Origin of the sequence: Dyella lutea, from assembly GCF_024158035.1 — a bacterium.
GTDB classification, from domain to species: domain Bacteria; phylum Pseudomonadota; class Gammaproteobacteria; order Xanthomonadales; family Rhodanobacteraceae; genus Dyella_A; species Dyella_A lutea.
In genome coordinates this window covers 1526173-1550910 of record NZ_JAMZEK010000001.1, presented here as the reverse complement: position 1 = coordinate 1550910, position 24738 = coordinate 1526173, and the positions used below count along the sequence as shown (strand labels likewise).

At 67.8% G+C, this 24738-nt stretch carries 25 protein-coding genes; 5 read left to right on the top strand and 20 right to left on the bottom strand.

The genetic code is table 11. The annotated features are described in order from the left end of the window. Positions 1-10: 10 nt before the first annotated feature. The 20 genes from fliE to NC595_RS06700 all read right to left on the bottom strand — a co-directional run bounded on the left by fliE (position 11) and on the right by NC595_RS06700 (position 20361). Positions 11-358 (bottom strand): flagellar hook-basal body complex protein FliE, encoded by a 348-nt coding sequence (fliE, locus tag NC595_RS06795; RefSeq protein WP_253565580.1) that lies wholly within the window; start codon positions 356-358, stop codon positions 11-13. A 74-nt stretch (positions 359-432) separates the two neighbouring features. Next, a complete protein-coding gene (locus NC595_RS06790) occupies positions 433-1830 on the bottom strand; it encodes a sigma-54 dependent transcriptional regulator (RefSeq protein WP_253565578.1) in 1398 nt (465 codons plus the stop codon). A gap of 418 nt (positions 1831-2248) precedes the next feature. Continuing rightward, a complete protein-coding gene (locus NC595_RS06785) occupies positions 2249-2800 on the bottom strand; it encodes a PilZ domain-containing protein (protein ID WP_253565576.1) in 552 nt (183 codons plus the stop codon). Positions 2801-2856: 56 nt separating this feature from the next. Further along, positions 2857-3159 carry a flagellar protein FliT gene (gene fliT / locus NC595_RS06780; RefSeq protein ID WP_253565574.1) on the bottom strand — a complete coding sequence of 101 codons (303 nt, stop codon included), beginning with the start codon at positions 3157-3159 and terminating at the stop codon, positions 2857-2859. After that, positions 3159-3581 (bottom strand): flagellar export chaperone FliS, encoded by a 423-nt coding sequence (fliS, locus tag NC595_RS06775; protein ID WP_253565573.1) that lies wholly within the window; start codon positions 3579-3581, stop codon positions 3159-3161. The genes fliT and fliS overlap by 1 nt, the downstream gene beginning before the upstream one ends. Positions 3582-3601: 20 nt before the next feature. Further along, on the bottom strand, positions 3602-5041 hold the full coding sequence (gene fliD, locus NC595_RS06770; RefSeq protein ID WP_253565571.1) for a flagellar filament capping protein FliD: 1440 nt from the start codon (positions 5039-5041) through the stop codon (positions 3602-3604). Positions 5042-5391: 350 nt separating this feature from the next. Beyond that, positions 5392-6843, bottom strand: coding sequence for a flagellin N-terminal helical domain-containing protein (locus NC595_RS06765; protein WP_253565569.1), 1452 nt, complete (start codon positions 6841-6843; stop codon positions 5392-5394). 163 nt (positions 6844-7006) lie between these two features. Continuing rightward, positions 7007-8455 (bottom strand): flagellin N-terminal helical domain-containing protein, encoded by a 1449-nt coding sequence (locus NC595_RS06760; RefSeq protein ID WP_253565567.1) that lies wholly within the window; start codon positions 8453-8455, stop codon positions 7007-7009. 307 nt (positions 8456-8762) lie between these two features. After that, positions 8763-9986 carry a flagellar hook-associated protein FlgL gene (gene flgL / locus NC595_RS06755; RefSeq protein ID WP_253565565.1) on the bottom strand — a complete coding sequence of 408 codons (1224 nt, stop codon included), beginning with the start codon at positions 9984-9986 and terminating at the stop codon, positions 8763-8765. Positions 9987-9991: 5 nt separating this feature from the next. Further along, positions 9992-11872 carry a flagellar hook-associated protein FlgK gene (gene flgK / locus NC595_RS06750; RefSeq protein ID WP_253565563.1) on the bottom strand — a complete coding sequence of 627 codons (1881 nt, stop codon included), beginning with the start codon at positions 11870-11872 and terminating at the stop codon, positions 9992-9994. A 17-nt stretch (positions 11873-11889) separates the two neighbouring features. Next, a complete protein-coding gene (flgJ, locus tag NC595_RS06745; RefSeq protein ID WP_253565561.1) occupies positions 11890-12924 on the bottom strand; it encodes a flagellar assembly peptidoglycan hydrolase FlgJ in 1035 nt (344 codons plus the stop codon). A 1-nt stretch (position 12925) separates the two neighbouring features. After that, complete coding sequence (locus NC595_RS06740) at positions 12926-14206, bottom strand: flagellar basal body P-ring protein FlgI (RefSeq protein ID WP_253565559.1); 1281 nt, start codon at positions 14204-14206, stop codon at positions 12926-12928. Next, positions 14206-14892: a flagellar basal body L-ring protein FlgH gene (flgH, locus tag NC595_RS06735; RefSeq protein ID WP_253565555.1), complete on the bottom strand. Its 687-nt coding sequence runs from the start codon at positions 14890-14892 to the stop codon at positions 14206-14208. The genes NC595_RS06740 and flgH overlap by 1 nt, the downstream gene beginning before the upstream one ends. Positions 14893-14900: 8 nt before the next feature. Continuing rightward, on the bottom strand, positions 14901-15686 hold the full coding sequence (gene flgG / locus NC595_RS06730) for a flagellar basal-body rod protein FlgG (RefSeq protein WP_063669931.1): 786 nt from the start codon (positions 15684-15686) through the stop codon (positions 14901-14903). 48 nt (positions 15687-15734) lie between these two features. Next, positions 15735-16475, bottom strand: a complete 741-nt coding sequence (gene flgF / locus NC595_RS06725) for a flagellar basal-body rod protein FlgF (RefSeq protein WP_253565554.1) — start codon at positions 16473-16475, stop codon at positions 15735-15737. A gap of 9 nt (positions 16476-16484) precedes the next feature. Continuing rightward, complete coding sequence (gene flgE, locus NC595_RS06720) at positions 16485-17702, bottom strand: flagellar hook protein FlgE (protein WP_253565552.1); 1218 nt, start codon at positions 17700-17702, stop codon at positions 16485-16487. A gap of 39 nt (positions 17703-17741) precedes the next feature. Beyond that, positions 17742-18419 carry a flagellar hook assembly protein FlgD gene (locus tag NC595_RS06715; protein WP_253565551.1) on the bottom strand — a complete coding sequence of 226 codons (678 nt, stop codon included), beginning with the start codon at positions 18417-18419 and terminating at the stop codon, positions 17742-17744. Positions 18420-18438: 19 nt separating this feature from the next. Continuing rightward, the gene (gene flgC, locus NC595_RS06710; RefSeq protein WP_253565549.1) at positions 18439-18870 is read right to left on the bottom strand and encodes a flagellar basal body rod protein FlgC; all 432 of its coding nucleotides are present in this window, start codon (positions 18868-18870) and stop codon (positions 18439-18441) included. A gap of 5 nt (positions 18871-18875) precedes the next feature. Then, entirely contained in the window at positions 18876-19271 is a 396-nt protein-coding gene (gene flgB / locus NC595_RS06705) for a flagellar basal body rod protein FlgB (RefSeq protein WP_253565547.1), read from the bottom strand. 172 nt (positions 19272-19443) lie between these two features. Further along, entirely contained in the window at positions 19444-20361 is a 918-nt protein-coding gene (locus tag NC595_RS06700; protein ID WP_253565546.1) for a chemotaxis protein, read from the bottom strand. Positions 20362-20536: 175 nt separating this feature from the next. On the opposite strand from NC595_RS06700, the gene NC595_RS06695 reads away from it, so the two are divergent. The 5 genes from NC595_RS06695 (at position 20537) to NC595_RS06675 (ending at position 24738) form a co-directional block, all read left to right on the top strand. Next, entirely contained in the window at positions 20537-21844 is a 1308-nt protein-coding gene (locus NC595_RS06695) for a methyl-accepting chemotaxis protein (RefSeq protein WP_289623583.1), read from the top strand. Then, the gene (flgA, locus tag NC595_RS06690; protein WP_253565544.1) at positions 21841-22530 is read left to right on the top strand and encodes a flagellar basal body P-ring formation chaperone FlgA; all 690 of its coding nucleotides are present in this window, start codon (positions 21841-21843) and stop codon (positions 22528-22530) included. Before NC595_RS06695 ends, flgA begins: the two co-directional genes overlap by 4 nt. 94 nt (positions 22531-22624) lie before the next feature. Beyond that, entirely contained in the window at positions 22625-22969 is a 345-nt protein-coding gene (gene flgM / locus NC595_RS06685; protein WP_253565543.1) for a flagellar biosynthesis anti-sigma factor FlgM, read from the top strand. After that, positions 22966-23412, top strand: coding sequence for a flagella synthesis protein FlgN (locus NC595_RS06680; protein ID WP_253565541.1), 447 nt, complete (start codon positions 22966-22968; stop codon positions 23410-23412). Before flgM ends, NC595_RS06680 begins: the two co-directional genes overlap by 4 nt. Before the next feature lie 57 nt (positions 23413-23469). Then, on the top strand, positions 23470-24738 hold the full coding sequence (locus tag NC595_RS06675) for an EAL and HDOD domain-containing protein (RefSeq protein WP_253565540.1): 1269 nt from the start codon (positions 23470-23472) through the stop codon (positions 24736-24738).

Sequence of the window (24738 nt, the reverse complement as noted above, 5' to 3'; positions counted from 1 at the left end):
AGAGCCGCGCTCAGACCGGCATGTTCATGATGTCTTTGTAGGCGTCGACCAGTTTGTTGCGGACCTGGGTCATCGCGTTGAGCGAGAGGTCGGCCTTCTGGATCGCCACCATCGTGCGGGCGAGGTCGGCGCCCTTGTCGCCACGCTCGAACGCCGCCGCCATGCGGCCGGCCTCGGCCTGGCTGTCGCCGACTGCGGCGATCGACTGCCGCAGCACCGCACCAAAGCCGCCAGCGGGAGTCGCCGCCGGCGACGTCGCCGGCATCGCGGTGGAGGAAAACGCCACCTCCGGCGAACGCACCTGCGTGGACATCTGGCGCATCTGGGAAAGCAGGTTGTTGACGTCGATCGTGCTCATGACGGATTTCCAACGCGTGACGGGTTCCAGTGCCGTTGCTGCACGATGCGTGCCATCCAGGCGTGGTGCCTGCGTCAGGCCGCCAGGCCGTTCTGCAGGCCGTACTTGCGCAGCTTCTCGACCAGGGTTGTGCGCTGCATGCGCAGCAGCTTGGCGGCATGCGCCACCACGCCGCCGGTGGCATCCAGCGCCTGGCGGATCAGCCCGACCTCGATGTCGGCCAGGTAATCCTTCAGGTCGATGCCGCCCTCGGGCAGCAGGGCCGCATCGTTGACCGCACGGGCGGCCTCGACTACCGGCGTGTCCATCACCTCGAGCAGCCGATGGCCGCTCGGCTCTTCCACCGCGACGTTGCCGCGGTAGCGCTCCGGCAGCTCGCCGGCGCGGACTTCGGCATGCGGATAGAGGATGGCCAGCCGCTCGACCAGGTTGCACAGCTCGCGCACGTTGCCCGGCCAGCCGTAGCCACGCAGGGTCTGCAGCGCACCGGTAGAGAACTTCACCGAGCCGACCCCGCGGCTTTCCAGGCGCTGGTTGAACTCTTCGATCAGCACCGGCAGGTCTTCCAGCCGCTCGCGCAGCGCCGGCAGCTCCAGCGGGAACACGCTCAGGCGGTAGAACAGGTCTTCGCGGAACTTGCCGTCGACGATCGCCTGCTCCAGATTACGGTGGGTGGCGGCGATGATGCGCACGTCGCAGCGCTGGGTCTTGTTGCCGCCGACGCGCTCGAACACGCGCTCCTGCAGCACGCGCAGCAGCTTCACCTGCATCGGCAGGCTCATGTCGCCGATCTCGTCCAGGAACAGCGTGCCGCCCTCGGCCAGCTCGAAGCGACCCTTGCGGGCGCTGATCGCGCCGGTGAAGGCACCCTTCTCGTGGCCGAACAGCTCGCTCTCCAGCAGCTCGGCCGGGATCGCGCCGCAGTTGATCGCGATGAACGGCTTGTCCTTGCGCGACGAGCAGTCGTGGATGGTGCGGGCAACCATTTCCTTGCCGGTGCCGGACTCGCCCAGCACCAGCACGCTGGAATCGAACGGGGCGACCTGGCGGATCAGCGAATTGACGCGAGCCATCGCGCGGGACTCGCCGACGAAGCGCTGCTCGGTACGACGCAGCCCCTGCAACGGTTTGCAGGCCTGGCGCACCGCCTCGGCAAACTGCTCGTAGCGCAGCGGAAAGCGGATCGCCACCACCCGGCCGGCGAATGCGGCGCCGGGCGAAAGCAGGCGCGAGGCGAGCGGCGCGTCGTCGGCCACCAGCACGACGGCCTGGCTGTCGCCGCCGAGCTGGTCGAGCTGCCGATCCAGCAGGCATGCATCCGTCACCTCGCCGACATAGATGCCGCGACCGGTGCCGGCGACCGGCTGGTCGTCGATGCGCCGCGGATGAAACCCAAGGAACTGCAAGGCCGCCATGACAGAGTCGGACCGGGAGGGATTCGACTCGAAGACCAGGAAGTCCGTGTTGTCCATCGTGGTAACGCCTCTTGCTCGTGCTTCGGGTGGGAGCGGCGTGGGGTGGGGGAGCCGCTTTCAGTTTTCAGGGATGACGGTTTCCCGTCGCCCCTTGCCCGGAACAGGGAGCAAGAAGAAGGCCACGCATGCGGCGTTTCGCAGTAGATAAACGTCACCTGAAGCGACGCGTTTGGTCACCTCGCGTGAAGAGGCCGGAGCATCGTGTGAAGTCGATCACGAAACGCTCATGTAACTCTGGCATTCACGCGTTTTCATGGCGGGGACAGTGACCAAATGTGGCACGACGGGTTGCCGGCGCCGCCAAAAAAATTTCGCGCCGACACCCCGGAGCGTGAATCGGATCACACTCGCCGGCCGTCACCTGCAATCGGTTGCAGGCTTTCCGTATCGTGATGACCCTTTCGGTCCATCCAGCTCAGGTCAGGGACTGACGCGTCTCGGCAATTTTGCGCCTATGCGTGCGGAACACGAGGCGTTCCAGTGCGTCGGCGTGGGCCTCGCCGAGGGGGCGGAAGGCGAGAAACGCGCGACCGTCATCGAACGAGCATTCGAGCGAGGCGGGCAACTCCAGCACCAGGCTGGGACATATATCAGGATGCCACCGCACGCAGAGATCCTGCCCGACGGGCAGCAGGTCGGACGGCACCACGATGCCCAGCACGTTGAAGCGCACGGCCCGCCGCAGCGGAAGGCTGCCGGCCGGCTGCAGCGCCCGGCCGACCAGTTCGACCAGCGCGTTCAGCTTGGCATCCAGACGGGCCAGCTCCTGCATGACCGGGCCGTCGTCCTCGGGCTCCGGCCGTCGTTCCTCGAGCGCCGCGATGCTGGCCATCGCGGCCACGTTGCGCTCGGCCAGCCGCGCCAGCGAAGCGGCGTCCGCATCCACGTCACGCGCCGTCACCGCCACGCGCAGCTCGTCGGCCACGCTGACGCGTTCAGAGAATTCGGGCCACAGGGCATGGGACATGTCGATCTCCCGCGGAACCGCCGATGCATCCGGCGGCAATGAACGGCGCGCCGCGCTCAGGACGAACCGGCAGCGGTGATGTAGGCGCTCACGGCACGGTGGCCCGTGCGGGCGTGCGCCCGCTTCTGCTCCACCGCCTCGCGGGCGGCTGCCGCCAGACCCAGCAGTTCCTGCTGATCCTGGTAGAGCCGGCGCAAAGCCATCAAGCCCGCGGCATTGACCGGAGCCTGCCGCAACAGCCGGTCGCACTCTGCCTGATGTGCCGTGGCCGCGGCCCAGTCGCCCTCGCGGGCGCTGGACAGCATCCGGGCGCTGAGTTCCAGCGCGCGCTGCAGATCCGGGTGAGCGACGGATTCCATCAGCCCTTCTGCGCCTCCGCCTGCGCCAGATAGGCGCCGCGGATGCCCTGCCAGCCCTCACGCACCGGTGCGAGCAGGCGCGAAGCTTCGTCCAGGGCAGCCAGGTCATCGTGCAGCTGGGCGTACAGCAGCCGGCGGATGACGTACTCGTACAGCGACTCCAGCCGCTGGCTGAAGGACGGATCCACCTTGTGGTCGAGGCTGTCGCGCAGTTCCCCGACGATCGCCACCGCCTTGGAGATACAGGTGCCCTTGGCCGCCACGTTGCCGTGCTGGACGTGCCCGCGGGCCTGCGCGATCCGGTCCAGCGCGCCGTCGAGCAGCATGCCGACGAGCTGGTGCGGGTCGGCGCTTTCGACGCCGCCGGACACGCTGTTCTGCTGGTAGAGGGCGCTGGCGTGGCGCATCGGTCCGTAGGTCATGGGGTGCTCCGTGAAATCACTTACTTGGTCTTGGTGTAGGTCGCTTCCAGCGCGGCCAGCTGGCTGGTGAGGTAGCTGCTGGTGTTGTTCAGCTGCGACATCAGCGTGTCCAGCGCGTTGTACTGCTGCAGCAGCTGCTGCTGGTACACGCTCATGCGCTGGTCGAGCTGGGTCTGCTGGGTGCCGAGCTTGGTCAGGCTGTCGTTGAGGCTCTGCTGCCGCGTGGCGATCACGCCACTCGAACTGGTGAAGCCGTCCAGGGAAGAGTTGAGCTTGGTCGCATAGCCGTTGGTGCCGGAGAACAGGTCCTGCACCGCCGACGGATTGCTGTCGAGCGCCGCGCTCAGCTTGCTGCTGTCCAGCGCCAGCGTGCCATCGGCCTGGCGCGTGATGCCCAGGACCGCCAGCGAGCCGATGCTGTTGCCGGCGACCTTGCTGCTGAGCACGCCGGAAATCTGCCGCTGCACCGAGTTAAGCGTGGTGTCGCCCAGCAGGATGCCGGCCTGGCCGGTGGTGCTGTCGTAGCTGGAAAGCGTCCCGACCGTCTGCTGGTAGCTGTTGTACGCATCGACGAAGCCCTGGATGGCATCGGTCGCCGCACTGTTGTCGCGGGTGACGGTCAACGTGGTACTGCCGGCCGCCGACAGATTCAGGGTGACGCCGTCGATCGCGCCGCTGACGCTGTTGCTGGCGCTGGTGATGGCAATGCCGTCCAGGCTCAGGCTGGCGTCCTTGGCTTCGCTGGAGCCGGCCGTGTTCAGCTGGGTGGCCAACGTGGACAGGCCGCTGCTGCTGCCCGAACCGGCGGTCACGGTGAAGCCGTTGGCCACGCCGGTCTTGGCCGAGCTGAGCAGCAGCTGGGCGCCGCTGGCGCCGTTGACCACGGTCGCCTCGACGCCGGGATTGCCGGACGCGCCATTGATCTTCGCGGCGATGTCCGAAATCGTGTCGGTGGCCGATACCGCCACATTCACGCTGTTGCTGCCCACCGCCAGGGTCAGCGTGCCGTCGCCCACCGCGGTAGTGGACCCGTAGGCGCTGCTCGCGCGCTTCTGCGCCGCCGCCAGGTTGTTGACCACCAGCGAGTAGGTTCCGGGCTGGGCGCTGCTCAGGGTGGTGGCGCTGCCGACCGTGGTATCGGCAAGGGTGGCGCCGAAACTCTGGAATGTGCTGGTGAGGGTGAGCTTGGACAGCGCCGACTGCAGCGAAGTCAGCCCACTCTGCAGCGAAGCCAAGCCGGCCAGGGTCGCATTGGTCTGGGTCTGGCGGTCGGTGATCTGCGCCTGCGGTCCCGCCTTCTTTGCATTGACCAGCGCGGTCACGATGCTGTTGACGTCCAGGCCCGAACCGATGCCCGCCGATGACAGCACGGCGCTTCCGGTGCCACTGGTCGGCGTCGTGCTGCTCGATGAGCTCGTCGACGTGGTGCTGGTGGACGTGAGGCCGCTGATGGTGGTCATGCCGGTACCCGTGGAAATTTTGACGGTTGGCGGACGAATTCACGTCCACCGGGGCCTTTCTGCAAGAACCTCGCCAGCCACGCGGAACGTATCTCCGATGCGGCCCGAAATCGCCTGCGGACATGCCACCGTCCCTTGCTTCGGGTATCGGCCGGGCCGCCGGATACTGAAGCGGTCCGTCCCCTTCCGCAGCCCTTTCGAGGCGGCGTCGCGGCCGCTACGGGGCTCCGGTACGGATATCGACCGCCACGCCGGCGACGAAAAGACGACGGCGGCATCGAACCAGCCGATGCCGCCGTGGATTTCACCGGAACCCGGAGCCGCCGGGGCGGCCCCCTGCCCTCAGCCGGTTACTGCAGGAGCTTGAGCACCTGCTGCGGCTGCGAGTTGGCCTGGGCCAGCACCGAGATACCTGCCTGCTGCAGCACCTGGGCCTTGCTCAGGTTCGCCGTCTCGGCCGCGAAGTCCGCGTCCTGGATGGTCGACTGCGAGGCCTTCAGGTTGGTCGACTGCGCCGCCAGCGTGGAGATCGTCGACTGGAAGCGGTTCTGCACCGCGCCCAGCTGGGCGGCGAAGTCGCTGACCGACTTCAGCGCCACGTCGACGCGGGAGATCACGTCGTTGGCACCGTCCACCGTGCCCACCGAACCGCTTGCCAGCGAGCCACCGGTCGCTGCTGCCGTACCGGCCGTATAGCCCGCACCGGCATTAGCGTCGGTTGCGTTGGTACCGATGATGTTGCCGCCGGTGTCGGCGATGGTCAGCGCGCTGTTGGAGTAGAAGTTCACGCCCTTGCCGTCAGCGCTCACCGCGGCACTGACACCGTCCACGCCGGCCGCGTTGATCGCGTCGGACAGGTCCTGCAGGCTCTTCACGCCGCTCAGGTCCACCGAGGTGCCGTTGATCTTCAGGCCTTCGGTCGACAGGTCGGGCGGCGTGGCTGGGGCAGAAAAAGCCGTATCGAGCGTGCTCTTGCCAACCATCAATGTCGTGCCGGTATTGACGGTACCGCTGGCCACCAAACTGGCGGCCTGCGTGCCGCCGAGGGTAATGGCGGCAGACCCGCCCGAATTGTTGATATTGAAGTTGCTGGCGTCAAAGCCGAACGTCGCTCCCGTGGCGCCGCTGGCCGCATATGCCGCGGACACCGCGGAAGCGAAACCGCTCTCCGAGGTGAAATTGCCGACCACGCTCTGGCCATTGATCGTCAGATCGCCCGTCTTGAGGGTAAGGCCCGTGGTGCCGGTGAAAGCCGCAGCGATGTCGCCGGACTTGACCTCGGCCACCTGGCCCAGGTCGGACGCCTTCACGCTCTGGCCCAGCGCCACGGAAACCGTCTGGCCCACGTTGGCGCCGATCTGGAAGCTCTGCGACTGCAGCGAGCCGTCCAGCACCTTCTTGCCGTTGAACGTGGTCTGGTTCGCGATACGGGTGATTTCCTGCAGACGCTGCTGCACCTCGTTGTCGATCGTGGCGCGGTCGGCGTTGCTGTAGGTGCCGTTGGCCGACTGCGCGGCCAGGTCGCGGATCGCCTGCAGGTTGGCGGTCACCTGATCGAGCGCCGAACCGGTGGTCTGCGCCAGGTTGATCGCGTCCGAGGCGTTGGCGCTGGCCTGGGCCAGACCGCCGATCTGCGTGGTGTAGCGCTGCGAGATCGCGAAGCCGGCAGCGTTGTCCGCGGCGCTGTTGATCTTCAAGCCCGAGGACAGGCGCTGCGTGGCCTGGGCGAGCGCATTGCGCGACTTGTCCAGATTGTTCTGGGCGTTCAGCGACGAAACGTTAGTGTTGATGACGAACGACATACCTATTCCCTCGCCCCGGTCAAAATGTACCGGTCAGCAACCGCGTGCCGACCGGGTCCTCATCGATGCATTTAAAAAAGGCGGGCCGTTAGCCGGCACCGCCTTGGTGTGTTGCCGAGAGTGGCGTGAGGGTCGCTATCGGCCACCCTCACGCCTTGCTCGGTTACTGCAGGAGCTTGAGCACCTGCTGCGGCTGCGAGTTGGCCTGGGCCAGCACCGAGATACCTGCCTGCTGCAGCACCTGGGCCTTGCTCAGGTTCGCCGTCTCGGCCGCGAAGTCCGCGTCCTGGATGGTCGACTGCGAGGCCTTCAGGTTGGTCGACTGCGCCGCCAGCGTGGAGATCGTCGACTGGAAGCGGTTCTGCACCGCGCCCAGCTGGGCGGCGAAGTCGCTGACCGACTTCAGCGCCACGTCGACGCGGGAGATCACGTCGTTGGCACCGTCCACCGTGCCCACCGAACCGCTGGCCAGCGAGCCACCGGTCGCTGCCGCCGTACCGGCCGTATAGCCTGCACCGGCATTAGCGTCGGTTGCGTTGGTACCGATGATGTTGCCGCCGGTGTCGGCGATGGTCAGCGCGCTGTTGGAGTAGAAGTTCACGCCCTTGCCGTCAGCGCTCACCGCGGCACTGACACCGTCCACGCCAGCCGCGTTGATCGCGTCGGACAGGTCCTGCAGGCTCTTCACGCCGCTCAGGTCCACCGAGGTGCCGTTGATCTTCAGGCCTTCGCTGGACAGGTTGGTCGGGGTGGCGGCTGCAGACACTGCCGCGCTGACGCCGGTCGATGCGCTACCGGTGCCGCTGGCGGCAACCGTTGCCAGGCCGAGGGTGTTGCTGCCGGCGATGGTGACAGCGTTGGTGCTGTCGGCGCTATTGTTGATGACGATCTCGTTGCTGCCGTTGACCGTGAAGGTCGCACCCGAGCCGGTGCCGCTGGCGGTGTAGGCCGCGTTCAAGGCGGTCGCCAGGCTGCTCGCGGTGGTGAAGTTGCCGGTGACGGCCGTGCCGTTGACGCTCAGGTCACCGGCCTTCAGGGTCAGGCCGGCGGAGCCGGTGAAGACCGAGCTGATGTCGCCGGACTTGACCTCGGCCACCTGGCCCAGGTCGGACGCCTTCACGCTCTGGCCCAGCGCCACGGAAACCGTCTGGCCCACGTTGGCGCCGATCTGGAAGCTCTGCGACTGCAGCGAGCCGTCCAGCACCTTCTTGCCGTTGAACGTGGTCTGGTTCGCGATGCGGGTGATTTCCTGCAGACGCTGCTGCACTTCGTTGTCGATCGTGGCGCGGTCGGCGTTGCTGTAGGTGCCGTTGGCCGACTGCGCGGCCAGGTCGCGGATCGCCTGCAGGTTGGCGGTCACCTGATCGAGCGCCGAACCGGTGGTCTGCGCCAGGTTGATCGCGTCCGAGGCGTTGGCGCTGGCCTGGGCCAGACCGCCGATCTGCGTGGTGTAGCGCTGCGAGATCGCGAAGCCGGCAGCGTTGTCCGCGGCGCTGTTGATCTTCAGGCCCGAGGACAGGCGCTGCGTGGCCTGGGCGAGCGCATTGCGCGACTTGTCCAGATTGTTCTGGGCGTTCAGCGAGGAAACGTTGGTGTTGATCACGAATGACATGGGAACTCTCCTGTCGGAAACCGTTTAGTGCCGGATCGGATGGGCTTTGGGTTGTTTTCCCGGCGGGGTTCCGTATGGGATGCCATCCGCCTCAGGGACTGTTTCGTCACGGGTGAAAATTACTTGAGCACCTGCACTTGCTTTTTTTTCGCGACGTGTTTCGCACGACGCGGACCGCGACAGAAACCTTGGCCTGCATCGGCCGGAAGCCGCGCCACTTGAGGGTTTCCGGCCGATCCTGCTGAAACGGAAAACGCCGCGCAAAGGCGCGGCGTTTTTCGGTCGATGGCAGTGCGGCGAAGCAGGGCTACTTGATGTAGTTGAACAGGCTCATGGATTTCACCTGCGCAAATACCTGCTGGGATGCCTGCAATGCGGCGGACTGGATCGACAACTGGCTGATCGCCGAATAGACATCCACATCGCGCGTATCGGACAGCGTGGATTTGTAGGTGACGTTGAGGTCCTGGTAAGCGGCGCGCTGTGCAGTCAGGGCATTGGTACGACCGCCGATATCCACCTCCGCGCGGCTGACGCCCGCCTGCGCCTGGTCGAGCGATTCGAGCTGGCGATTCAGCACGTTGACCATCTGCGGGCTGCTGCCGCCGGACTGCAGCGCCGAGATCATATTGTTGAACGTGGTGAACACGTCCTGCGATCCACCCGACTGGATGCCCACCGTGTCGCCCGCCTGCGGCGTGCCGGAGAGATTCACGGTCAGCCCGTTGAAGCTGATGCTGCCGCCCGGCGCATAGGTGCCGGTGAGCGGATTGCCGCCGGCATCCACGGCCGGGTTGCCCGAAGCATCGGTCGCGGTCCAGTTGCCGGCGCCATCGAAGGTGAGCGTGTAGCCGCCATTGGTGGCGATACCCGCGGCATAGGCCGCCGGATCGCTGACCTCGTTCGAGCCGACGACCAGGGTACCCGTGTTGGCGGCGCCGGCCGAGGCGACGAACTGGCCGTTGCCGGGGGGAAGTCCCATGAACAGGCTGCTGCCCGACTCGCCGACCGGCACGGTCAGGCCGCTGCCGATCGATGCGTGCGGCTGACTCTCGTTGCCGGTGTAGCTCACGCTGCCGTCCGCGTTCTTCACGAATGGCGCACTGGTGTTGCTGGTGCCGGCAAACAGCGCCTGGCCGGTGGCGTCGGTGGTGTTGGCCATCTGCAGCAACTGGTCGCGCATCTGGCCCAGCTGGACGGCGATCGCCTGGCGGTCGCTGTCCGACAACGAACCGTTGAGCGCCTGCAGCGTGAGGTCGCGCGCACTGTTGTACAGGTCGTTGACCGAGTTGAGCGTGGACTGCGACGTATTCAGGCGCGTGTTGGCCGCATCGATGTTGGCGGTGTACTGGGTATTGGCCGCGATGATGTGGTCGAGGCTGACCATGCGGCCGGCGCCGGCCGGGTCGTCGGAGGCCACGTTGATGCGCTTGCCGGAACTCACCTGGTTCTGCGCAGCCGCCAGCGCGCTCTGCTGGTTGAGCATCGTGCCGAGCGATTGCTGGAACATCCAGTTGGTCGAGAGGCGCATGGCGATTACCCGTGAACGGCCGAGAGCAGGCTGTTGAAGATGGTCTGGGCGGTGGAAATGACCTGCGCGGAGGCCTGGTAGGCCTGCTGGTACTTCACCATGTTGGCGGCCTCCTCATCGAGGTTGACGCCGGAGACGGCCTGCTGCGACGACATCGCCTGGCTGTGCAGGCTGGTCTGGGTGGTGACGTTGCTGGCCGCTTGCGCACCGGCGTTGCCGATCTCGGTGGTCAGCAGCGTGTAGTTGCCGATCACCGAGCGGCTGCCGCCGGCGAGGACCTTGCTGTCGGCCAGCGAGGAGAGGGCAAGCGCGTTCGAGTTGTCGTTCAGGCCGTTGCTGTTGGCGCTCACCGCGTAGCTGTCGCCGGCGGCCGGTGCGCCGGAGAGGGTCAGGCTCCAGCCATTGGCCGCGAGCGCCTGCCCCGGGGTGTAGGCACCGCTGCCGAGCACAGTGCCGCTGGCGGTATCGGTGATGGCATAGGTGCCGGCCGTCGGGAAGCTCACGGTCACGTTGCTGGAGAGCGCCGCATTGCTGGCATCGGTTACCTGCAGCGACGCCACCGCCGAGCTGCCGGTATTCCCGCTGGCCGGCTGCGCCTGCACCGCCGCGGCGGCAGCGATCCCGGACGGATCGGTCATGGCCACCGCCAGCCCGGTGGAAGCGTTGCGGGTCGGCTCGATGCGGAAACTGTCTCCCGCCTGCGCCGAGCCGGACACGCTCAGGGTGAGCCCGGCACCGCTCAGGGTGCCGTCTGGGTTGGTGGTAAGCGCCACCGGCTGGCCGGCCGTGGTGCTCATGCTCCAGTTGCTACCGTCGTAGCGCAGCGTGTAGTCCGCGTTGTCCAGCGCGTTGACGTCGCTGACCTGCACGCCCACCGCGGCATTGCCGGTGTTGTTCTTCGAGGCCATCGCCTGCGGCGTCGGCAGCGAGAAGATCGGCGCACCGGGCTGCCCGTTGAGGTCCAGGCCCTTGCCCTGCTGCGCATTGACGCTGGTCGCCAGCGCGATGGCCGCCTGGCCGAGGCGGTTCTGCGCCGGCTCCAGCACGTTGGCCCGGTAATCCAGCATCGCCCCCAGCGAACCGCCGGAAAGGCGCGTGGTGATATCGGTGCCGCTGCTGTCGAACACATTGGTGCGGCTGGCGTCATAGGCATCGTTGGCGACGCTGAGCTTGAATGCACTGCTGCCGCTGACCAGTGCCTGGCCACTGCTGCTGTACACGCTCATGGTGCCGTCGGTCTGCGCCACGGCCGTGACCCCGAGGTAGCCGGACAGCGTGTTCACCAGCGCGTCGCGCTGGTCCAGCAACGCGTTGGGCGTGCTGCTGCCCAGAGTCTCGTGGATCTTCTTGTTGAGGCTAGCGATGTTGTCCAGTGTGGTGTTGACGCTGGCGACGGTGCTGCCGATCTGCCCGTTGATCTGCTGCTGCTGGCTGGCGAACTGGGTACCCAGCGTGTTGAACACGGAAACAAGTGCTGACGCGTTGCCCAGTGCCGCCTGCCGCGCCGAGCTGTCGTTGGGCGTGTTGGCGACCGTATCGAAGCCGCCGTAGAAGCTGTCCAGCGCCCCCTGCAGATCGCCGCTGGCATTGAGCATGCTATTCAGCGTTCCGGCCAAGTCGTTGTAGGTGTTGGCACGCTGCAGGTTGCCATTGCTGGTCCACACCGCCTGAGTCAGGTAGCTGGAATAGGCGCGCTCGACCGCGGTCACGTCGACGCCGCCGCCGACCGTGTAGCGCGCGGCCTGCGGCACGACGCGCTCGGCCTGCAGCACCACCTCGCGGCTGTAGCCGTCGGTGCCCGCATTGGCGATGTTGTTGCCCACGGTGTTCAGCGCGACCTGCGCCGCGTTGAGGCCGGAGACACCGGTGCTGAAAAGATTGGCCATGGGCTAGATCCAGGCGTTCATTCGGAGGACATCGGCGCCAACGCGCCGTTCTTGAGCGCGTCCAGCGCCTGGCGCATCGCCGGGCTGTTGGCGATCGCCGCGATCTTGCGGGCGTAGTCCGGGTCGGTCGCGTAGCCGCCCTGGACCAGGCCGTGGGCAAACCCGGCCACGTCGTCGCCCTTGCCCAGCGCCTGCGCGTAACGCGGGTTGTCGCCGAGCAGCCGTGCGTAGTCGTTGAACGACTGCGCGGGCGACTCGTAGGCGCGGAACGCCGCGCGCCGGCGCACCGGCACCCCGCCCTCCACTTCCAGCGTCGGCACGCTGACGCTGCCACCGTCCCAGCTGGAGCCGGCCTTCATGCCGAACAGGTTGTTGCTGGACGTGCCGTCGACATGGCGCGGCATGTGCTGTCCCCACTTCGTTTCCAGCGCGGCCTGCGCCAGCACCGCACGCACCGACACGCCGAGCTTCTGCGCGGCCTTCTTCGCGAACGGGGCCATCGTGGTCACGAAACTCACCGGGTCACCCGGCACCAGCCGGGAAGCCGCCGTGGCCGCACTGCCCAGCGCGCCGGCGACCGAGCTCATGGTGTCGGCCTCCGGGTCGTCCCAGCCGGACGTGCCGGGGCCCGCCGAAGCCGGGGCGGCGGCGCCGGTGGAAGCCCCCAGCGCGGCGGCGACCGAACCCAACCGGGATTGCCAGTTGTTGCCGGCGGCACCGCTTGCGGCATGCACATCCTTGCCGCCGAGCTGACGCACCAGCATCTCGGCGATGCCCAGACCGTGCCCCTGCGATGACAGCGTGACCGCCAGCTGCTGGTCGGCCAGCCCCTGCCACGAGGTGCTCGCCTGGCTGTCGAAGTTGGGATCGCCGAAGTTGGCGTCGCGCATCGACTTGAGCACCATCTGGGTGAAGATCGACTCGAACTGCTTGGCGACGATCGGCAGCGCCGACTTGGCATCGGTCTGGGCGCTCTGGCGCAGGGCGTCGAAACCGGACAGATCCGTCCAGGTGCTGACTCCCTGCGCAACGCTGTCGACGCCGCCGGCCATGTCAGATCACCACGAGGTCCGCATGCAGCGCACCGGCCTGCTTGAGCGCCTGCAGGATCGAGATCAGGTCGCTCGGCGCCGCGCCCACCTGGTTCACCGCGCGCACGATGGTATCCAGGCTCACGCCGGGACCGAACTTGAACATGTGCCCGCCGTTCTCGCTGACCTGCACGTCGCTGGACGGCACCACCGCGGTCTGTCCCTTGCTGAACGCCCCGGGCTGGCTGACCAGCGGCTGCTCGCTGATGGTCACCTGGATCGAGCCGTGCGCCACCGCCGCGGCGGTGACCCGCACGTCCGAGCCGATCACCACCGTGCCGGTGCGCGAGTTGACCACCACCCGCGCCGGCGGATCGCCGGGGGTGACGTCGATGTTCTGGATGTCGCCCAGCCAGGAGACCTTCTGCGACGGATCCTGCGGGCTGCGCACGGCGATCGAGCCGCCGTCCAGCGCGTTGGCGGTGCCGGCGCCGTAGGCGGCGTTGATCGCCTGCACCACGCGCGAGGCGGTGGTGAAGTCCGGCGTGTTGAGGTTGAGCACCAGGTCGCCGCCGCTGGCGAACGACGAGGGCACCGCGCGCTCCACCGTGGCGCCATTGGGAATGCGGCCGGAATCGGAGATGTTCACCTGCACGCTGGAGCCGCTCTTGCCCTGCGCGCTGATGCCGCCGATCACCACGCTGCCCTGGGCGATCGCATAGGTATTGCCGTCGGCGCCCTTCAGCGGCGCCATCAGCAGCTGGCCACCGCGCAGCGTCTTGGCATTGCCGATCGAGGCGACGGTGACGTCGATGGTCTGGCCCGGCTTGGCGAACGGCGGCAGGTCGGCGGTGACGATCACCGCGGCGGCATTCTTCAGCTGGGGGCGTGCATTGGCCGGCACCACGATGCCGAACTGCTGCAGCATGTTTTCCAGGCTCTGCGTGGTGAACGGCGCCTGGGTGGTCTGGTCGCCCGAGCCGTCCAGACCAACCACCAGGCCGTAGCCGATCAGCTGGTTGGTGCGCACCCCGGCCACCGAGGTCAGGTCGCGGATCTTGTCGGCATGCGCCGGCCCGGCCAGTCCCAGGCCCAGGCCGAACACCGCCAGCAATACCGCGCCGGCCTGCCGCCAGCGCAGCAGGGCCCGCCGCAGCTCGCTGCGGCGACGGGCGTCGGTTGCCCGTGCGCCGAGCAGTTCGTCCGGCAGCGGGTGCTCCTGCACGCGCACCTCGTGCGGCGCATGCACGGACGCCGGTACAGCAGTGTTGCGCAGGTGCCTGGTCAACTGGCGCGTTTTCATCAGAACGGCATCCACTTGGAATTGAAGAAGCGCGTCAGCCAGCCCTGGGTATTGGCGTCGGCCAGCGAGCCGCGACCGGTGTAGGCGATGCGCGCATCGGCGACGCGGCTGGAAGAAACGCTGTTGTCCGGGTTGATGTCCTGCGGGCGGACGATGCCGGAGATGCGGATCAGCTCCTTGCCCTGGTTGATCGTCAGCCACTTCTCGCCGCGCACCACCAGGTTGCCGTTGGACAGGCGCTGGGCCACCGTGACGGTGATCTGGCCGCTGAGCTGGTTGCTCTGGCTGGACGAACCATCACCGGCGAAGCTGCGGTCGCCGTTGAGCGAGATGCTCGCCGGGTTGCCGTTGAGGGTCGCCGTCTTGCCCAGCAGCACGGGGGCCTCGAAGCTGTTCTTGTCGGTCTTGCTGGTGCTGGTGGAAGCCTTCTTGCTGGCCTGCGTGCTCTCCTGCAGCACCACGGTGAGGATGTCGCCGACGCGATGGGCGCGCGGATCGACGAACAGCTCCATGTTCTGGTTGTCGTGGTAGATCGAACCGTCGGCGACCGGCGCCGCGGTCGGCTCGACCGGCGCGGTGGCGGCCCACTGGGCGTCGTCGTGCGATGGCGCCATCGTGGCGCAGCCGGGCAGCGCCAGCAGCACCAGCGGCACGACGAGACGAAGGATTCGGGGGGTCGCGTTCATCGCCGTCCTCACATCTTGTCGGTCAGGTCCTGCAGCATCTGGTCGGTGCTGCTGATGGCCTTGGAGTTCATCTCGTAGGTGCGCTGGGTCTCGATCATGTTGACCATCTCCTCCACCACGTTGACGTTGGAGGACTCCAGTGCGCCCTGCATCAGCGTGCCCATGCCGTTGAGGCCGGGCTGGCCGGTCTGCGGCGCACCGCTGGAGGCGGTTTCCATGTAGAGGTTGTTGCCCTTCGGCTGCAGGCCGGCGGGATTGACGAAATCCGCCAGCTGCAGCGTGCCCACCTGCACCGCCGCGCCCGAACCGTTGGTGGTCGCCGACACGGTGCCGTCGGCGCCGATGGTGATGCTCTGCACGTTGGACGGCAGCGTGATGCCGGGATTCAGCGGATAACCGTCGGCGGTCACCAGCTGGCCGTTGGCGTCGGTATGCAGCGAGCCGTCGCGGGTATAGGCGATGGTGCCGTCGGGCATCGATACCTGCAGGAAGCCGCGGCCCTGGATCGCCACGTCGAGCGAGTTGCCGGTCTGACTGGTCTCGCCCTGGGTGAACAGCTTCTCGGTGCCGACCACGCGCACGCCGGTGCCCAGCATCAGGCCGGTCGGCGACAGCGTCTGCTCGGTGGTCTGCGCGCCGGGCTGGGCGCGGTTCTGGTACATCAGGTCCTGGAACGACGCCCGCGAGCTCTTGAAGCCGGTGGTGTTGGCGTTGGCCAGGTTGTTCGAGATGACATCCATGCGCGTCTGCTGCGCATCGAGGCCGGTCTTGGCAATCCAGAGGGACGAGAGCATGTTCGGGGACTCCTGGGAGGTGACGGCGATCCGTCACGCATTCGGTCGTTAATTCGACTGAAGCAATTTGGATGCCGACGACGCGTTGTCTTCGGCCGCCTTGATCGACTTGATCTGCATGTCGTACTGGCGCGAGAGCGCGATCATCTTCACCAGTTCCGACGAGGCGTTGACGTTGCTGTTTTCCAGCGCTCCGGCCGTCACCTCCACGGTGGGATCGGCCGGCGCACTGCCGCCCCCGGCCAGGTGCATCAGGCCGTCGCCGCCCTGCACCAGCTGGGTCGGATCGGGATTGACCAGGCGGATGCGATCGAGCGCGGCGATGGTGTTCGGACCGCCGCCGAGCGGCACGCTGGAGATCGTGCCGTCCTCGCCGATGCGCAGCTCGGCGCTGGGCGGCAGGCTGATCGGACCACCGCCGCCGAGCACCGGGTTGCCGGCCGCATCCGTCAAAAGACCGTCGGGGGTCAACTGCAGGTCGCCCGCGCGGGTGTAAGCCTCCGAACCATCCGGCGCCTGCACCGCGATCCAGCCACTCCCCTTCACCGCCACGTCCAGCGGACGGCCGGTGGTGGTGATCGATCCCGGCGTGGTGTCAACGCCGATACCGCGGGCCACCGCATTGATGCGCGAGGCCTCGCCCGGACCCTGCACCGGCAGGCTCTGGAAGGCGGTCAGTTCGGCGCGGAAGCCGGTGGTGGAAGCGTTGGCCAGGTTGTGGCTGACCGCCTCCTGGGCGCGCATCACCTGCGTCGCCCCGGTCATCGCTACATAGAGGGAGTGGTCCATGGCGGCTTATCAGCGGCTGACGGCACTGAACAGCGTGTTGGCCAGCGTGCTGTCGGTGCTGAGCACCTGCGCATTGGCCTGGTAGTTGCGCTGCGCCTTGATCATGTTCACCAGCTGGGCGGTGGTGTCGGCGGTATTGGACGTCTCCAGCGCACCGGATTGCAGGCTGCCGAAGGTGCCCGTGCCGGCGGTACCCATCTGCGCCACGCCCGAGTCGCCGCTGGCAGCCCAGTTCGTGCTGCCGAGCTGGCGCAGCCCCTGCACGTTGGAAAAGTTGGCGATCGCGATCTGGCCGAGCTGGGTGCTCTGGTTGTTCGAGTAATAGGCGGTGACCACGCCCTTGGAGTCGATGTCGATGTTCGACAGCGTGCCCGCCTCGAAGCCGTTCTGCTCGATCGAGCCGGCCGCGAAGTCGGTGCCGAACTGCGTGCTGTTGGTGATGTTCAGCGAGAGCGTCAGCGGATTCGAGCCATTGCCGAGATTGACCGCACCGAACGCCAGAGTACCGTTGGCCGGCGTGGCGAGGTTGCCGCTGGTGTCGAAGGTCATCGACTGGGTACCGGCGTTGTTGCCGTCCACGTAGAGGTGCGCGTCCCAGGCGTTGGTACCGGTCTTGACGTAGTAGATGGTGGCCTGGTGCGAGCCGCCCTGCGAGTCGTACACGGTCACCGGCGTGGCAGCGTTGAACGAGGTGGCGTCACTGGTGCTGAACGCGGTGGCCGGCACGGTGGCACTGGCCGGCAGGTTCGAGTTGAGCGTGATCAGCGAGGTCGCGGTGGCATTGCTCTGCGAGGACACCAGCTTGAGGTCGGTCAGGGTGCTGGTGTCGAACCCACCGATGCCGTTGGGCGGATACACCTGCAGCTTGGCGCCGGCGGAGGTCTCGACGTAGTCGTCGGCGCTCTTCTGGAACGCACCGGCACGGGTGTAGACCGGGCCACTGCCGTCGTTGACCACGAAGAACCCGTTGCCGCTGATCGCCATGTCCAGCGAGTTGTTGGTGGTCTCGATGTCGCCCTGGCCGAACTGCTGCGCCACGTCCTGCGTGCGCACGCCGCTGCCGGTGGCGGTGGAGTTGAGGTTCAGGCCGGTCACCGCGTATACGTCGGCGAATTCGGCGCGCGAGCCCTTGAAGCCAGCGGTGTTGGCGTTGGCGATGTTGTTGGCGATGACGTTGAGGTCGGTCTGCGCGGCGTTGATGCCGGTGAGCGCGGTGTTCAGAGCCATGGGGTGTTCCTCGATGAGAAGGGAGATGCCACGCGTGCGTCAGAGAATCTGGGCCACCTGGCTGAGCGCGACGCCGCCGACGCCAGCCACCTGCAGGTACGTGCCGACGGTGCTGCCGCCGTAGCCCACGGCGGTCACCTTGCCGGCGACATAGGTGTCGAACGACGTGTCGCCGTTGGCGGCCGCGATCGAGTAGCTGCCCGAAGGCAGTTGGTTGCCGGCGTTGTCCTTGCCGTCCCAGCTGAACTGGGTGAGTCCGGAACTGGTCGCGTCCACGGCCATCGTGCGCACCACGTTGCCGCTGGCATCGAGGACATTGACCGCCATCGTGCCGGGTGCGGTGACGTTGGCCGCAGCGGTGACGCTGCCTCCGGCGTACTGCAGCGTGGAGGTCGGCACCATCACCACGCGGTTGACCAGGTTCGACGAGCCGAGCACCTGCGAGGTCTGCAGCGCGCCGTTCACCGTGGAGTTGAGCGTCTGCACCGAACTGACCATGTCCTGGGTGGACTGCAGCTGGCTGAACTGCGCCATCTGGGAGACGAACTGGGTGTTGTCCACCGGATGGGTGGGATCCTGCGATTGCAGCTGTGCGGTCATCAGCTTGAGGAAATCGGCCTGGCTCATGCTGCCGGCCTTGGCCGCGCTGCCGACCTGGCTGGCGGCACTGGCGGCGGTGTTGGCCGAGCCGATGGTGTTGGCGGTGTTGATGGTCATGCGTGCGCTCCGAGAGGGCTTACTTGCCCAGGTCCAGGGTCTTCACCATCAACTGCTTGGTGGTGTTCATCACCTCGACGTTGTTCTGGTAGGAACGCGAGGCGGAAATCATGTTGACCAGCTCGTCCACCGGGTTGACGTTGCTGCCGTAGACGTAGCCGCTGGCGTCGGCCATCGGGTTGCCGGGCTCGTAGCGGCTGGGAATCGCCGCCTGGCTCTCGGTGATCCCGTCGACCTTCACGCCGGTGGCGCCGGCGTCGGCGGCGACGCCGAGCTGGCCGTCGACCTGCTGCTTGACCGCGGCGAACAGCGGCTCGCGGGCGCGGTAGGCGCCCTGCGCGGTGCTGGATACGCTGTCGGCGTTGGCCAGGTTGCTGGCCACGGTGTTCAGCCGCAGCGTCTGCGCGGCCATGCCGGAACCTGCGGTATCGAAGATCTTGAACATCGACATGGCGATTACCCCGTGATAGCGGTGCGCAGCATGCGGATCTGCGCGGTGATGAAGGCCAGGCTGGCCTGGTAGTGCACGCCGTTGGCGGCGAAGTTGGCCTGCTCGGTCTGCTCGTCGACGGTGTTGCCGTCCATGCTCGGCTGGGTCGGATTGCGCCACAGCAGCTTGTCCGCCTGCTGCGCCACCGGGTCGATCTGCCCGCTCGAGGGCGTACTCAGCGGCAACTGCCCGCCGGACTGGCCACTGGCCTGCTCGAGCGCGGCACGGAAATCGATGTCGCGCGCCTTGTAGCCGGGCGTGTCGGCATTGGCCAGGTTGCTGGCCAGCACCTCGCTACGGCGCTGCCACAGACCCAGCGCCTGGGTGTGGATGCCGAACAGGTTGTCCAGGGGTGCGCTCATGACTTGCCTCCGCGCGGCGTGGGACCGCACGGGGCTTGAGGCAATTCGCGTGCCACGAGAGAAAAACCGCGTCAGTACGCGGGTTTGCGACGATCAGGGGGTGCCGCCGGGAGAGTGGAAGTCGGTTTTCCGTCGCCGTACCGGCCGGCCGGCGACGGCCCGCCGACCCGGGTCAGCCCGGCAACAGGTCCAGCACCGCCTGGGCGAGCTGGTCGGGCTGGAACTTGGCGATGAAGCGGTCGGCATGCACCTCCCGCACCATCGCCTCATTGAAGATGCCGCTGATCGAGCTGTGCAGCACCACCTTGAGCTGGCGCAGCGCCGGCTCCTCGCGGATTGCCCGGGTCAGCGCGTAGCCGTCCATCTGCGGCATCTCGATGTCCGACACGACAAGGTTGATGCGCTCGGACGGATCCGCGTCGATCAGCTCGTGCAGCTTGGCCAGAGCGCGCACGCCATCCTCAGCCAGCACGCATTCGATGTTCATCTGCTTGAACACGCCCTCGACCTGGCGCCGCGCCACGATCGAATCGTCCACCACCAGCACCCGACGGGGGCTCATCGCATGGCCGTCCACCGCCCGCAGCATGTGCGGCGACAGCTCGCCCGGCACGCCATGGATGCTGGCCAGCACGTGCTCGACGTCGACCACCGCCACCAGCGACCCGTCGACCCGGGTGATCGCGTTAACCTTGGTGCCGAACCCGAGCGCGGGCTCGGGCGTGACCAGCGTCTCGCCGGCACAATGCACCATGTGCTTGAGGTCGGCCACCAGGAAGCCCTGCACGCTGCGGCTGAACTCGGTCACCAGCAGGTGCGCCGAGGGCTCGTCCTTCAGCGGCGCGTAGCCGAGCGCGGCGGCCATGTCGATCACCGGGATGGTCTGGCCGCGGTAGTCGCAGGTGCCGGCGATCAGCGGATGGGCGCCGGGCATGCGCTCCAGCGGCGGACGACGCAGCACCTCGCGCACCTTGAATACGTTGATGCCGAACAACTGCGGCTCGCCGAGGCGGAACAGCAGCATCGCCACCCGGTTGTGGCCCGCCAGGCGGGTGTGACGTTCGACGCTCTCAAGCAGCGCACCACTCATGCGGCGTTTCCTCGGGTCCGTGGGCACCGCGCGCGCGGTGGACGCATCCCTATCGGCCACGGCCGCCGGGGCTTGAGTGACAGGCGGCGGTGGCGATGGCATGTGCCTTGCTTGTTCAAGTTCCGTCGCCAGCGGCCGATCCGGCGCTTGCCCTTATTAAAGGAAATGCCCGTCCATGAGCTTCATCCGCAGCCAGCACCTGGCCGCCTTCGTCCAAGCCGCCACCCGGTCGGACGAGGCACAACTCGCCCGGCTCGGCGCCCGGCATCCGGCCCTGGCCGAGGTGCTGGCGCCCCTGCTGAAGCTGGCCGCGCCACGCCCGCCGGCCGGTGTCGCACTGCAGACCATCGAGCAGCAGAGCCTGCTGCTCGGCGCCTCCCAGCAGCTGGCCCGCGAACAGGCGGCGATGGAGGATTCCGCCCGCGAGTGCCGCGACAGCGTCGGTCGTTTGACGGACGGCAGCGCCGGGATCTCGACGGCCCTGCAGCAGGTCGCCGCCAGCCTCGACAGCGCCGACCAGGCCGGTCACGCCAGCGCCGGCAACATCAGCGAGCTGGACGGCCAGCTGCGCCTGCTGCGCAGCGCCATGGCGGCGATGAACCGCAACCAGAACAAGCTGGCCGAGCAGGTCGAGCAGATCCGCAAGCTCACCGGCGCGGTGCAGGAGATCGCCCACCAGACCAATCTGGTCGCGCTCAACGCGGCCATCGAAGCGGCGCGCGCCGGCGAGGCCGGTCGCGGCTTCGCGGTGGTCGCCGACGAGGTCAAGCAGCTGGCCGAGAAGACCGCCCAGACCACCACCGAGATCGAGGCGGTGACCGGCTCGATCGGCGAGTTCTCGCTGCAGCTCGACGGCGACGTCCGTCAGGGCATGCAGCGGCTGGAACGGGCCCAGCAGGGCGTGGGCCAGGCCGACAATTCGCTGCAACGCGGCACCGAGTCGCTGCAGCTGGCCCGCAACCGGGTCGCCGGCCTGCGCCAGAACCACGATGCCCAGCACGTAAGGGCCACCAGCGCCCAGGCCACCCTCGGCGCGCTGCAGCGGCGCAGCACCGAGGCGCGCCGCCAGTCCGAAGTGCTCGCCCGCTCCGCCCTGCTCTCGCAGCGGCTGGGCCTGGAATGGCTGGAGGGCAGCAGCGGCAAGGACCTGGCGGCACTCAGCCTGACCGTGCGCGAGTCGGTCCAGGGGATGCGCCAGGCGATGGAGCTGGCACTGGCCGAACCGGCCGCGCTGGACCGCCGCTGGTTCGATACCCACGCGCTGCAACGCGCGCTGGGGCGCCTGCTCGCCCTGCAGGGGGAGAAGCCGGTCGCCGCGAGCATGCTCGATACCTGCCAGCGGCTGGGCGAGCGCGGCACCGCATTCGTCGACCTGCTGTGCGAGGGTCGCAAGTCCGAGGCCGGCGCACTGACCGCCCCGCTCGAGGCCGAGCGCGAGGCGCTGGTCAACCAGCTGGCCCAGCTGCTCGCGGACGAGGCATGAGCCAACCCATCCGGCTACTGCTGAGTGCCCTGCTGGCCCTGGTCGCCCTGCCCGCTGTGGCCGGCGGCGATCCGGTCAGCGCGTTCGCGCAGCAGTGGCTGGTGCAGCAGTACTCCGCTCCCGGCAGCCGGGTGACGGCGCAGGCCGCCCCGGTCGACCCGCGGCTCGCCCTGGCCGACTGCCACGGCATGATGGCCGCCAGCCTGCCGCCCAACCTCCCGCCACGGCCGCGGATGAGCGTGGAGGTGCGCTGCACCGCCGGCGCGGGCTGGTCGGTGCGCATCCCGGTGAGCCTGCAGATCTTCCGCGACGTGCTGGTCACCAACCATCCGTTGCAGCGCGGCGACGGCATCCAGCCGGGCGACGTGCGCAGCGAGTCGCGCGACATCACCCGGCTCGGCTACGGCTACTTCGACAGGCTCGACCAGATCGCCGGCCGCAGCCTGGCCAGGCCACTGCCCCCGGGCAGCGTGCTGACGCCCTCGGCTCTCGGCGGGCGCGACATGGTGCGGGCGGGCGACCACGTCGCCGTGGTCGCCGATCTGGGGGGTATCGAGGTCCGAGCCGGCGGCGTCGCGCTGGGCAGCGGCGACAACGGCGCCCGGCTGCGGGTCCGCAACGAAAGCTCCGGGCGCGTGATCGATGCCATGGTCCGCGGCCCCGGCGAAGTATTGGCGCTACCTTAGGGCAAGAAAATATTTTGACTGGCCAGGCCTAAAGTTCTTGCGCAACCGGCCGATTCCGGGGACACAGGGGCTCATACGAGCAGAGAAAACACCCATGAACACGACGATTTCAAACAACGGATTGCCCAAGCTCCCGCAGGCGAACGTCAGCCAGGGCAGTAGTGCCCAGGCCGGCAGCGGCGCTCCGGCGGGTCCGGCTGATGCCTCCGCCAGCACCGCAGGCGGTGCGGACAAGGTCAACCTGACCGACTCGGCCCGCGCCCTGGCCGAAGCCGCCCGCTCCGGCGACGCATCGCCGATCGACACGGCCAAGGTGGAGCGCATCCGCCAGTCGCTGGCCTCCGGCACCTACCAGGTGAACCCCGAGCGCATTGCCGACGGCATGCTCTCGATGGAACACCAGATGGCCGGCACCAAGCCGGCGGCCGGCGGCGCATGAATGCCCACCTGCAAGTCGGCCTGAACGGCGCCCTGAGCACCGTGCTGGACGACATGCAGAAGACGCTGGCCGAACTGGCTGGCGTGCTGGACGACGAACGCACCGCCCTGCTAGCCGCCGATGTGGCTGCCCTGGACGCGGCCGGTAGCCGCAAGCAGGCGCTGATGCAGGCGCTCGAACAGCTCGACGCCGAGCGGCTGCAGCTCAACCTGGCCGAACCACGCACTGCCCTGGCGCTGGAATCGCGCTGGCAGTCGCTGCTGCCGGCACTGGCGGACTGCCGCGACATGAACCAGAGAAACGGCCAACTGGTCGGGCAGCGGCTCGGCAGCATCCGCCGCGCGCTGTCGATCCTGACCGGGCAGGACCCGGACGGCGGCGTCTACGGGCGGACGGGCGGCGTACAGCTGCGCTCGCGCTCGCAGCCGCTGGCCGAAGCCTGAACCCACGAATTCCGCGGGGCTCCCCCGGCCCCGCAAGCACGCGCGAAGCCCCTCCCCATGAAAGAAGCCGTCGCCACCGTCTCCGCTCCCGCCGCCCCGGCAGCCCTCAACAACGAGCAGCCGCTGCCGGTCGTGCGGCTGCCGATGCTCGACGCCAAGCGCCAGCTGTTCGCCTACGAAATCCTGTTTCACCGCGAGGGCATCGAGGAGTCCGCGCTGATGCAGCGCGTGCTGTCGACCATCCTCGACGGCGCGCTCACCCGGCTGGTACGGGGCAACCGCACCTTCCTGCGCCTGTCGCGCGACCTGCTGCTGGAGCAGACCGACGTGCTGTTGCACCAGCCCCGCTTCGGCGTGTTGCTGGAACCGTCGGCGGCCCAGGACACCGCGCTGATGGAGCGTCTGCAGCAGATGGCGCAGCGCGGCTGCCTGCTGATGCTCGACATCACCGATGCGGAGATGGCCGGTTCGGCGGCGCTGGAGGCGCTGCTGCAGATCGTGCAGTTCGTGCGCCTGGATGCCGGCAAGATGAGTCCGGAGATCCTGCGCGAGACCAGCCAGAAGCTGCATGACCGCGGCATCTGGGTCGTCGCGGGCCAGGTCGACGACCACACCACCTACCAGCGCTGCCTGGAACTGCCGCTGCAGGCGATCCAGGGGCGTTACCTGCTGATCCCGGAGACCGTCGAGGTGCCGGTGCTCACCGCCAACCGGCTGAGCATGCTGCGCCTGATGCGCGAACTGCAGGAGTCCAACCCCGGCCCGGTCGAACTGGGCGACATCATTCGTGACGACGCGATCCTCAGCTACAAGCTGCTGAGCTGCGTGAACTCGGCCTACTTCGCGCTGCCCCGGCAGCTGAAGTCGGTGCAGCAGGCGGCGATCTTCTTCGGCGTCACCCGCATGCGCAACTGGATCTACACCATGTCGCTCAGCGGCCTGGACGACCGTCCGCCGGAGCTGCTGCGCGCGGCGCTGATCCGTGCCCACATGTGCGAGAAGCTGGCCGCCGGCGCGGGCATGCCGCGCGACAAGCAGGAAATGGCCTTCACCACCGGCCTGTTCTCGCTGCTGGACACGTTGATGTGCGCACCGATGGAGTTCGTGCTCAGCCACCTGCCGCTGGTGCCGGAGATCGCCGACGCCTTGGTCGGCGGCCGCGGCCCGTTCGGCCCGCTGCTGGAGCAGATCTTCGCCTGGGAAGCCGGCGAGCTCACCGGCCAGAACGCCCAGCCACAGCGCATCCAGCGCATGGCCGCGATCTACCTGGAAGCCACCCAGTTCGCCGACCAGGTGTTCTCGCACGCCGAGGGGCGGGCGAACTGA

What these genes read in the sequence shown, in the direction of transcription:
- fliT (WP_253565574.1), bottom strand. Translation starts at nt 3,159, where the DNA reads ATGGAATCCGTCGCTCACCCGGATCTGCAGCGCGCGCTGGAACTCAGC.
- fliD (WP_253565571.1), bottom strand. Translation starts at nt 5,041, where the DNA reads ATGACCACCATCAGCGGCCTCACGTCCACCAGCACCACGTCGACGAGC.
- flgH (WP_253565555.1), bottom strand. Translation starts at nt 14,892, where the DNA reads ATGAACGCGACCCCCCGAATCCTTCGTCTCGTCGTGCCGCTGGTGCTG.
- NC595_RS06700 (WP_253565546.1), bottom strand. Translation starts at nt 20,361, where the DNA reads ATGAGTGGTGCGCTGCTTGAGAGCGTCGAACGTCACACCCGCCTGGCG.
- flgK (WP_253565563.1), bottom strand. Translation starts at nt 11,872, where the DNA reads ATGGCCAATCTTTTCAGCACCGGTGTCTCCGGCCTCAACGCGGCGCAG.
- flgF (WP_253565554.1), bottom strand. Translation starts at nt 16,475, where the DNA reads ATGGACCACTCCCTCTATGTAGCGATGACCGGGGCGACGCAGGTGATG.
- fliS (WP_253565573.1), bottom strand. Translation starts at nt 3,581, where the DNA reads ATGACCTACGGACCGATGCGCCACGCCAGCGCCCTCTACCAGCAGAAC.
- NC595_RS06680 (WP_253565541.1), top strand. Translation starts at nt 22,966, where the DNA reads ATGAATGCCCACCTGCAAGTCGGCCTGAACGGCGCCCTGAGCACCGTG.
- NC595_RS06790 (WP_253565578.1), bottom strand. Translation starts at nt 1,830, where the DNA reads ATGGACAACACGGACTTCCTGGTCTTCGAGTCGAATCCCTCCCGGTCC.
- flgB (WP_253565547.1), bottom strand. Translation starts at nt 19,271, where the DNA reads ATGAGCGCACCCCTGGACAACCTGTTCGGCATCCACACCCAGGCGCTG.
- flgJ (WP_253565561.1), bottom strand. Translation starts at nt 12,924, where the DNA reads ATGGCCGGCGGCGTCGACAGCGTTGCGCAGGGAGTCAGCACCTGGACG.
- fliE (WP_253565580.1), bottom strand. Translation starts at nt 358, where the DNA reads ATGAGCACGATCGACGTCAACAACCTGCTTTCCCAGATGCGCCAGATG.
- flgL (WP_253565565.1), bottom strand. Translation starts at nt 9,986, where the DNA reads ATGCGCCTCTCGACCAACTGGATGTTCCAGCAATCGCTCGGCACGATG.
- NC595_RS06675 (WP_253565540.1), top strand. Translation starts at nt 23,470, where the DNA reads ATGAAAGAAGCCGTCGCCACCGTCTCCGCTCCCGCCGCCCCGGCAGCC.
- flgG (WP_063669931.1), bottom strand. Translation starts at nt 15,686, where the DNA reads ATGCTCTCGTCCCTCTGGATTGCCAAGACCGGCCTCGATGCGCAGCAG.
- NC595_RS06785 (WP_253565576.1), bottom strand. Translation starts at nt 2,800, where the DNA reads ATGTCCCATGCCCTGTGGCCCGAATTCTCTGAACGCGTCAGCGTGGCC.
- NC595_RS06760 (WP_253565567.1), bottom strand. Translation starts at nt 8,455, where the DNA reads ATGTCATTCGTGATCAACACCAACGTTTCCTCGCTGAACGCCCAGAAC.
- NC595_RS06695 (WP_289623583.1), top strand. Translation starts at nt 20,537, where the DNA reads ATGAGCTTCATCCGCAGCCAGCACCTGGCCGCCTTCGTCCAAGCCGCC.
- NC595_RS06740 (WP_253565559.1), bottom strand. Translation starts at nt 14,206, where the DNA reads ATGAAAACGCGCCAGTTGACCAGGCACCTGCGCAACACTGCTGTACCG.
- flgA (WP_253565544.1), top strand. Translation starts at nt 21,841, where the DNA reads ATGAGCCAACCCATCCGGCTACTGCTGAGTGCCCTGCTGGCCCTGGTC.
- flgE (WP_253565552.1), bottom strand. Translation starts at nt 17,702, where the DNA reads ATGGCTCTGAACACCGCGCTCACCGGCATCAACGCCGCGCAGACCGAC.
- flgC (WP_253565549.1), bottom strand. Translation starts at nt 18,870, where the DNA reads ATGTCGATGTTCAAGATCTTCGATACCGCAGGTTCCGGCATGGCCGCG.
- flgM (WP_253565543.1), top strand. Translation starts at nt 22,625, where the DNA reads ATGAACACGACGATTTCAAACAACGGATTGCCCAAGCTCCCGCAGGCG.
- NC595_RS06715 (WP_253565551.1), bottom strand. Translation starts at nt 18,419, where the DNA reads ATGACCATCAACACCGCCAACACCATCGGCTCGGCCAACACCGCCGCC.
- NC595_RS06765 (WP_253565569.1), bottom strand. Translation starts at nt 6,843, where the DNA reads ATGTCGTTCGTCATCAACACTAACGTTTCGTCGCTGAACGCCCAGAAC.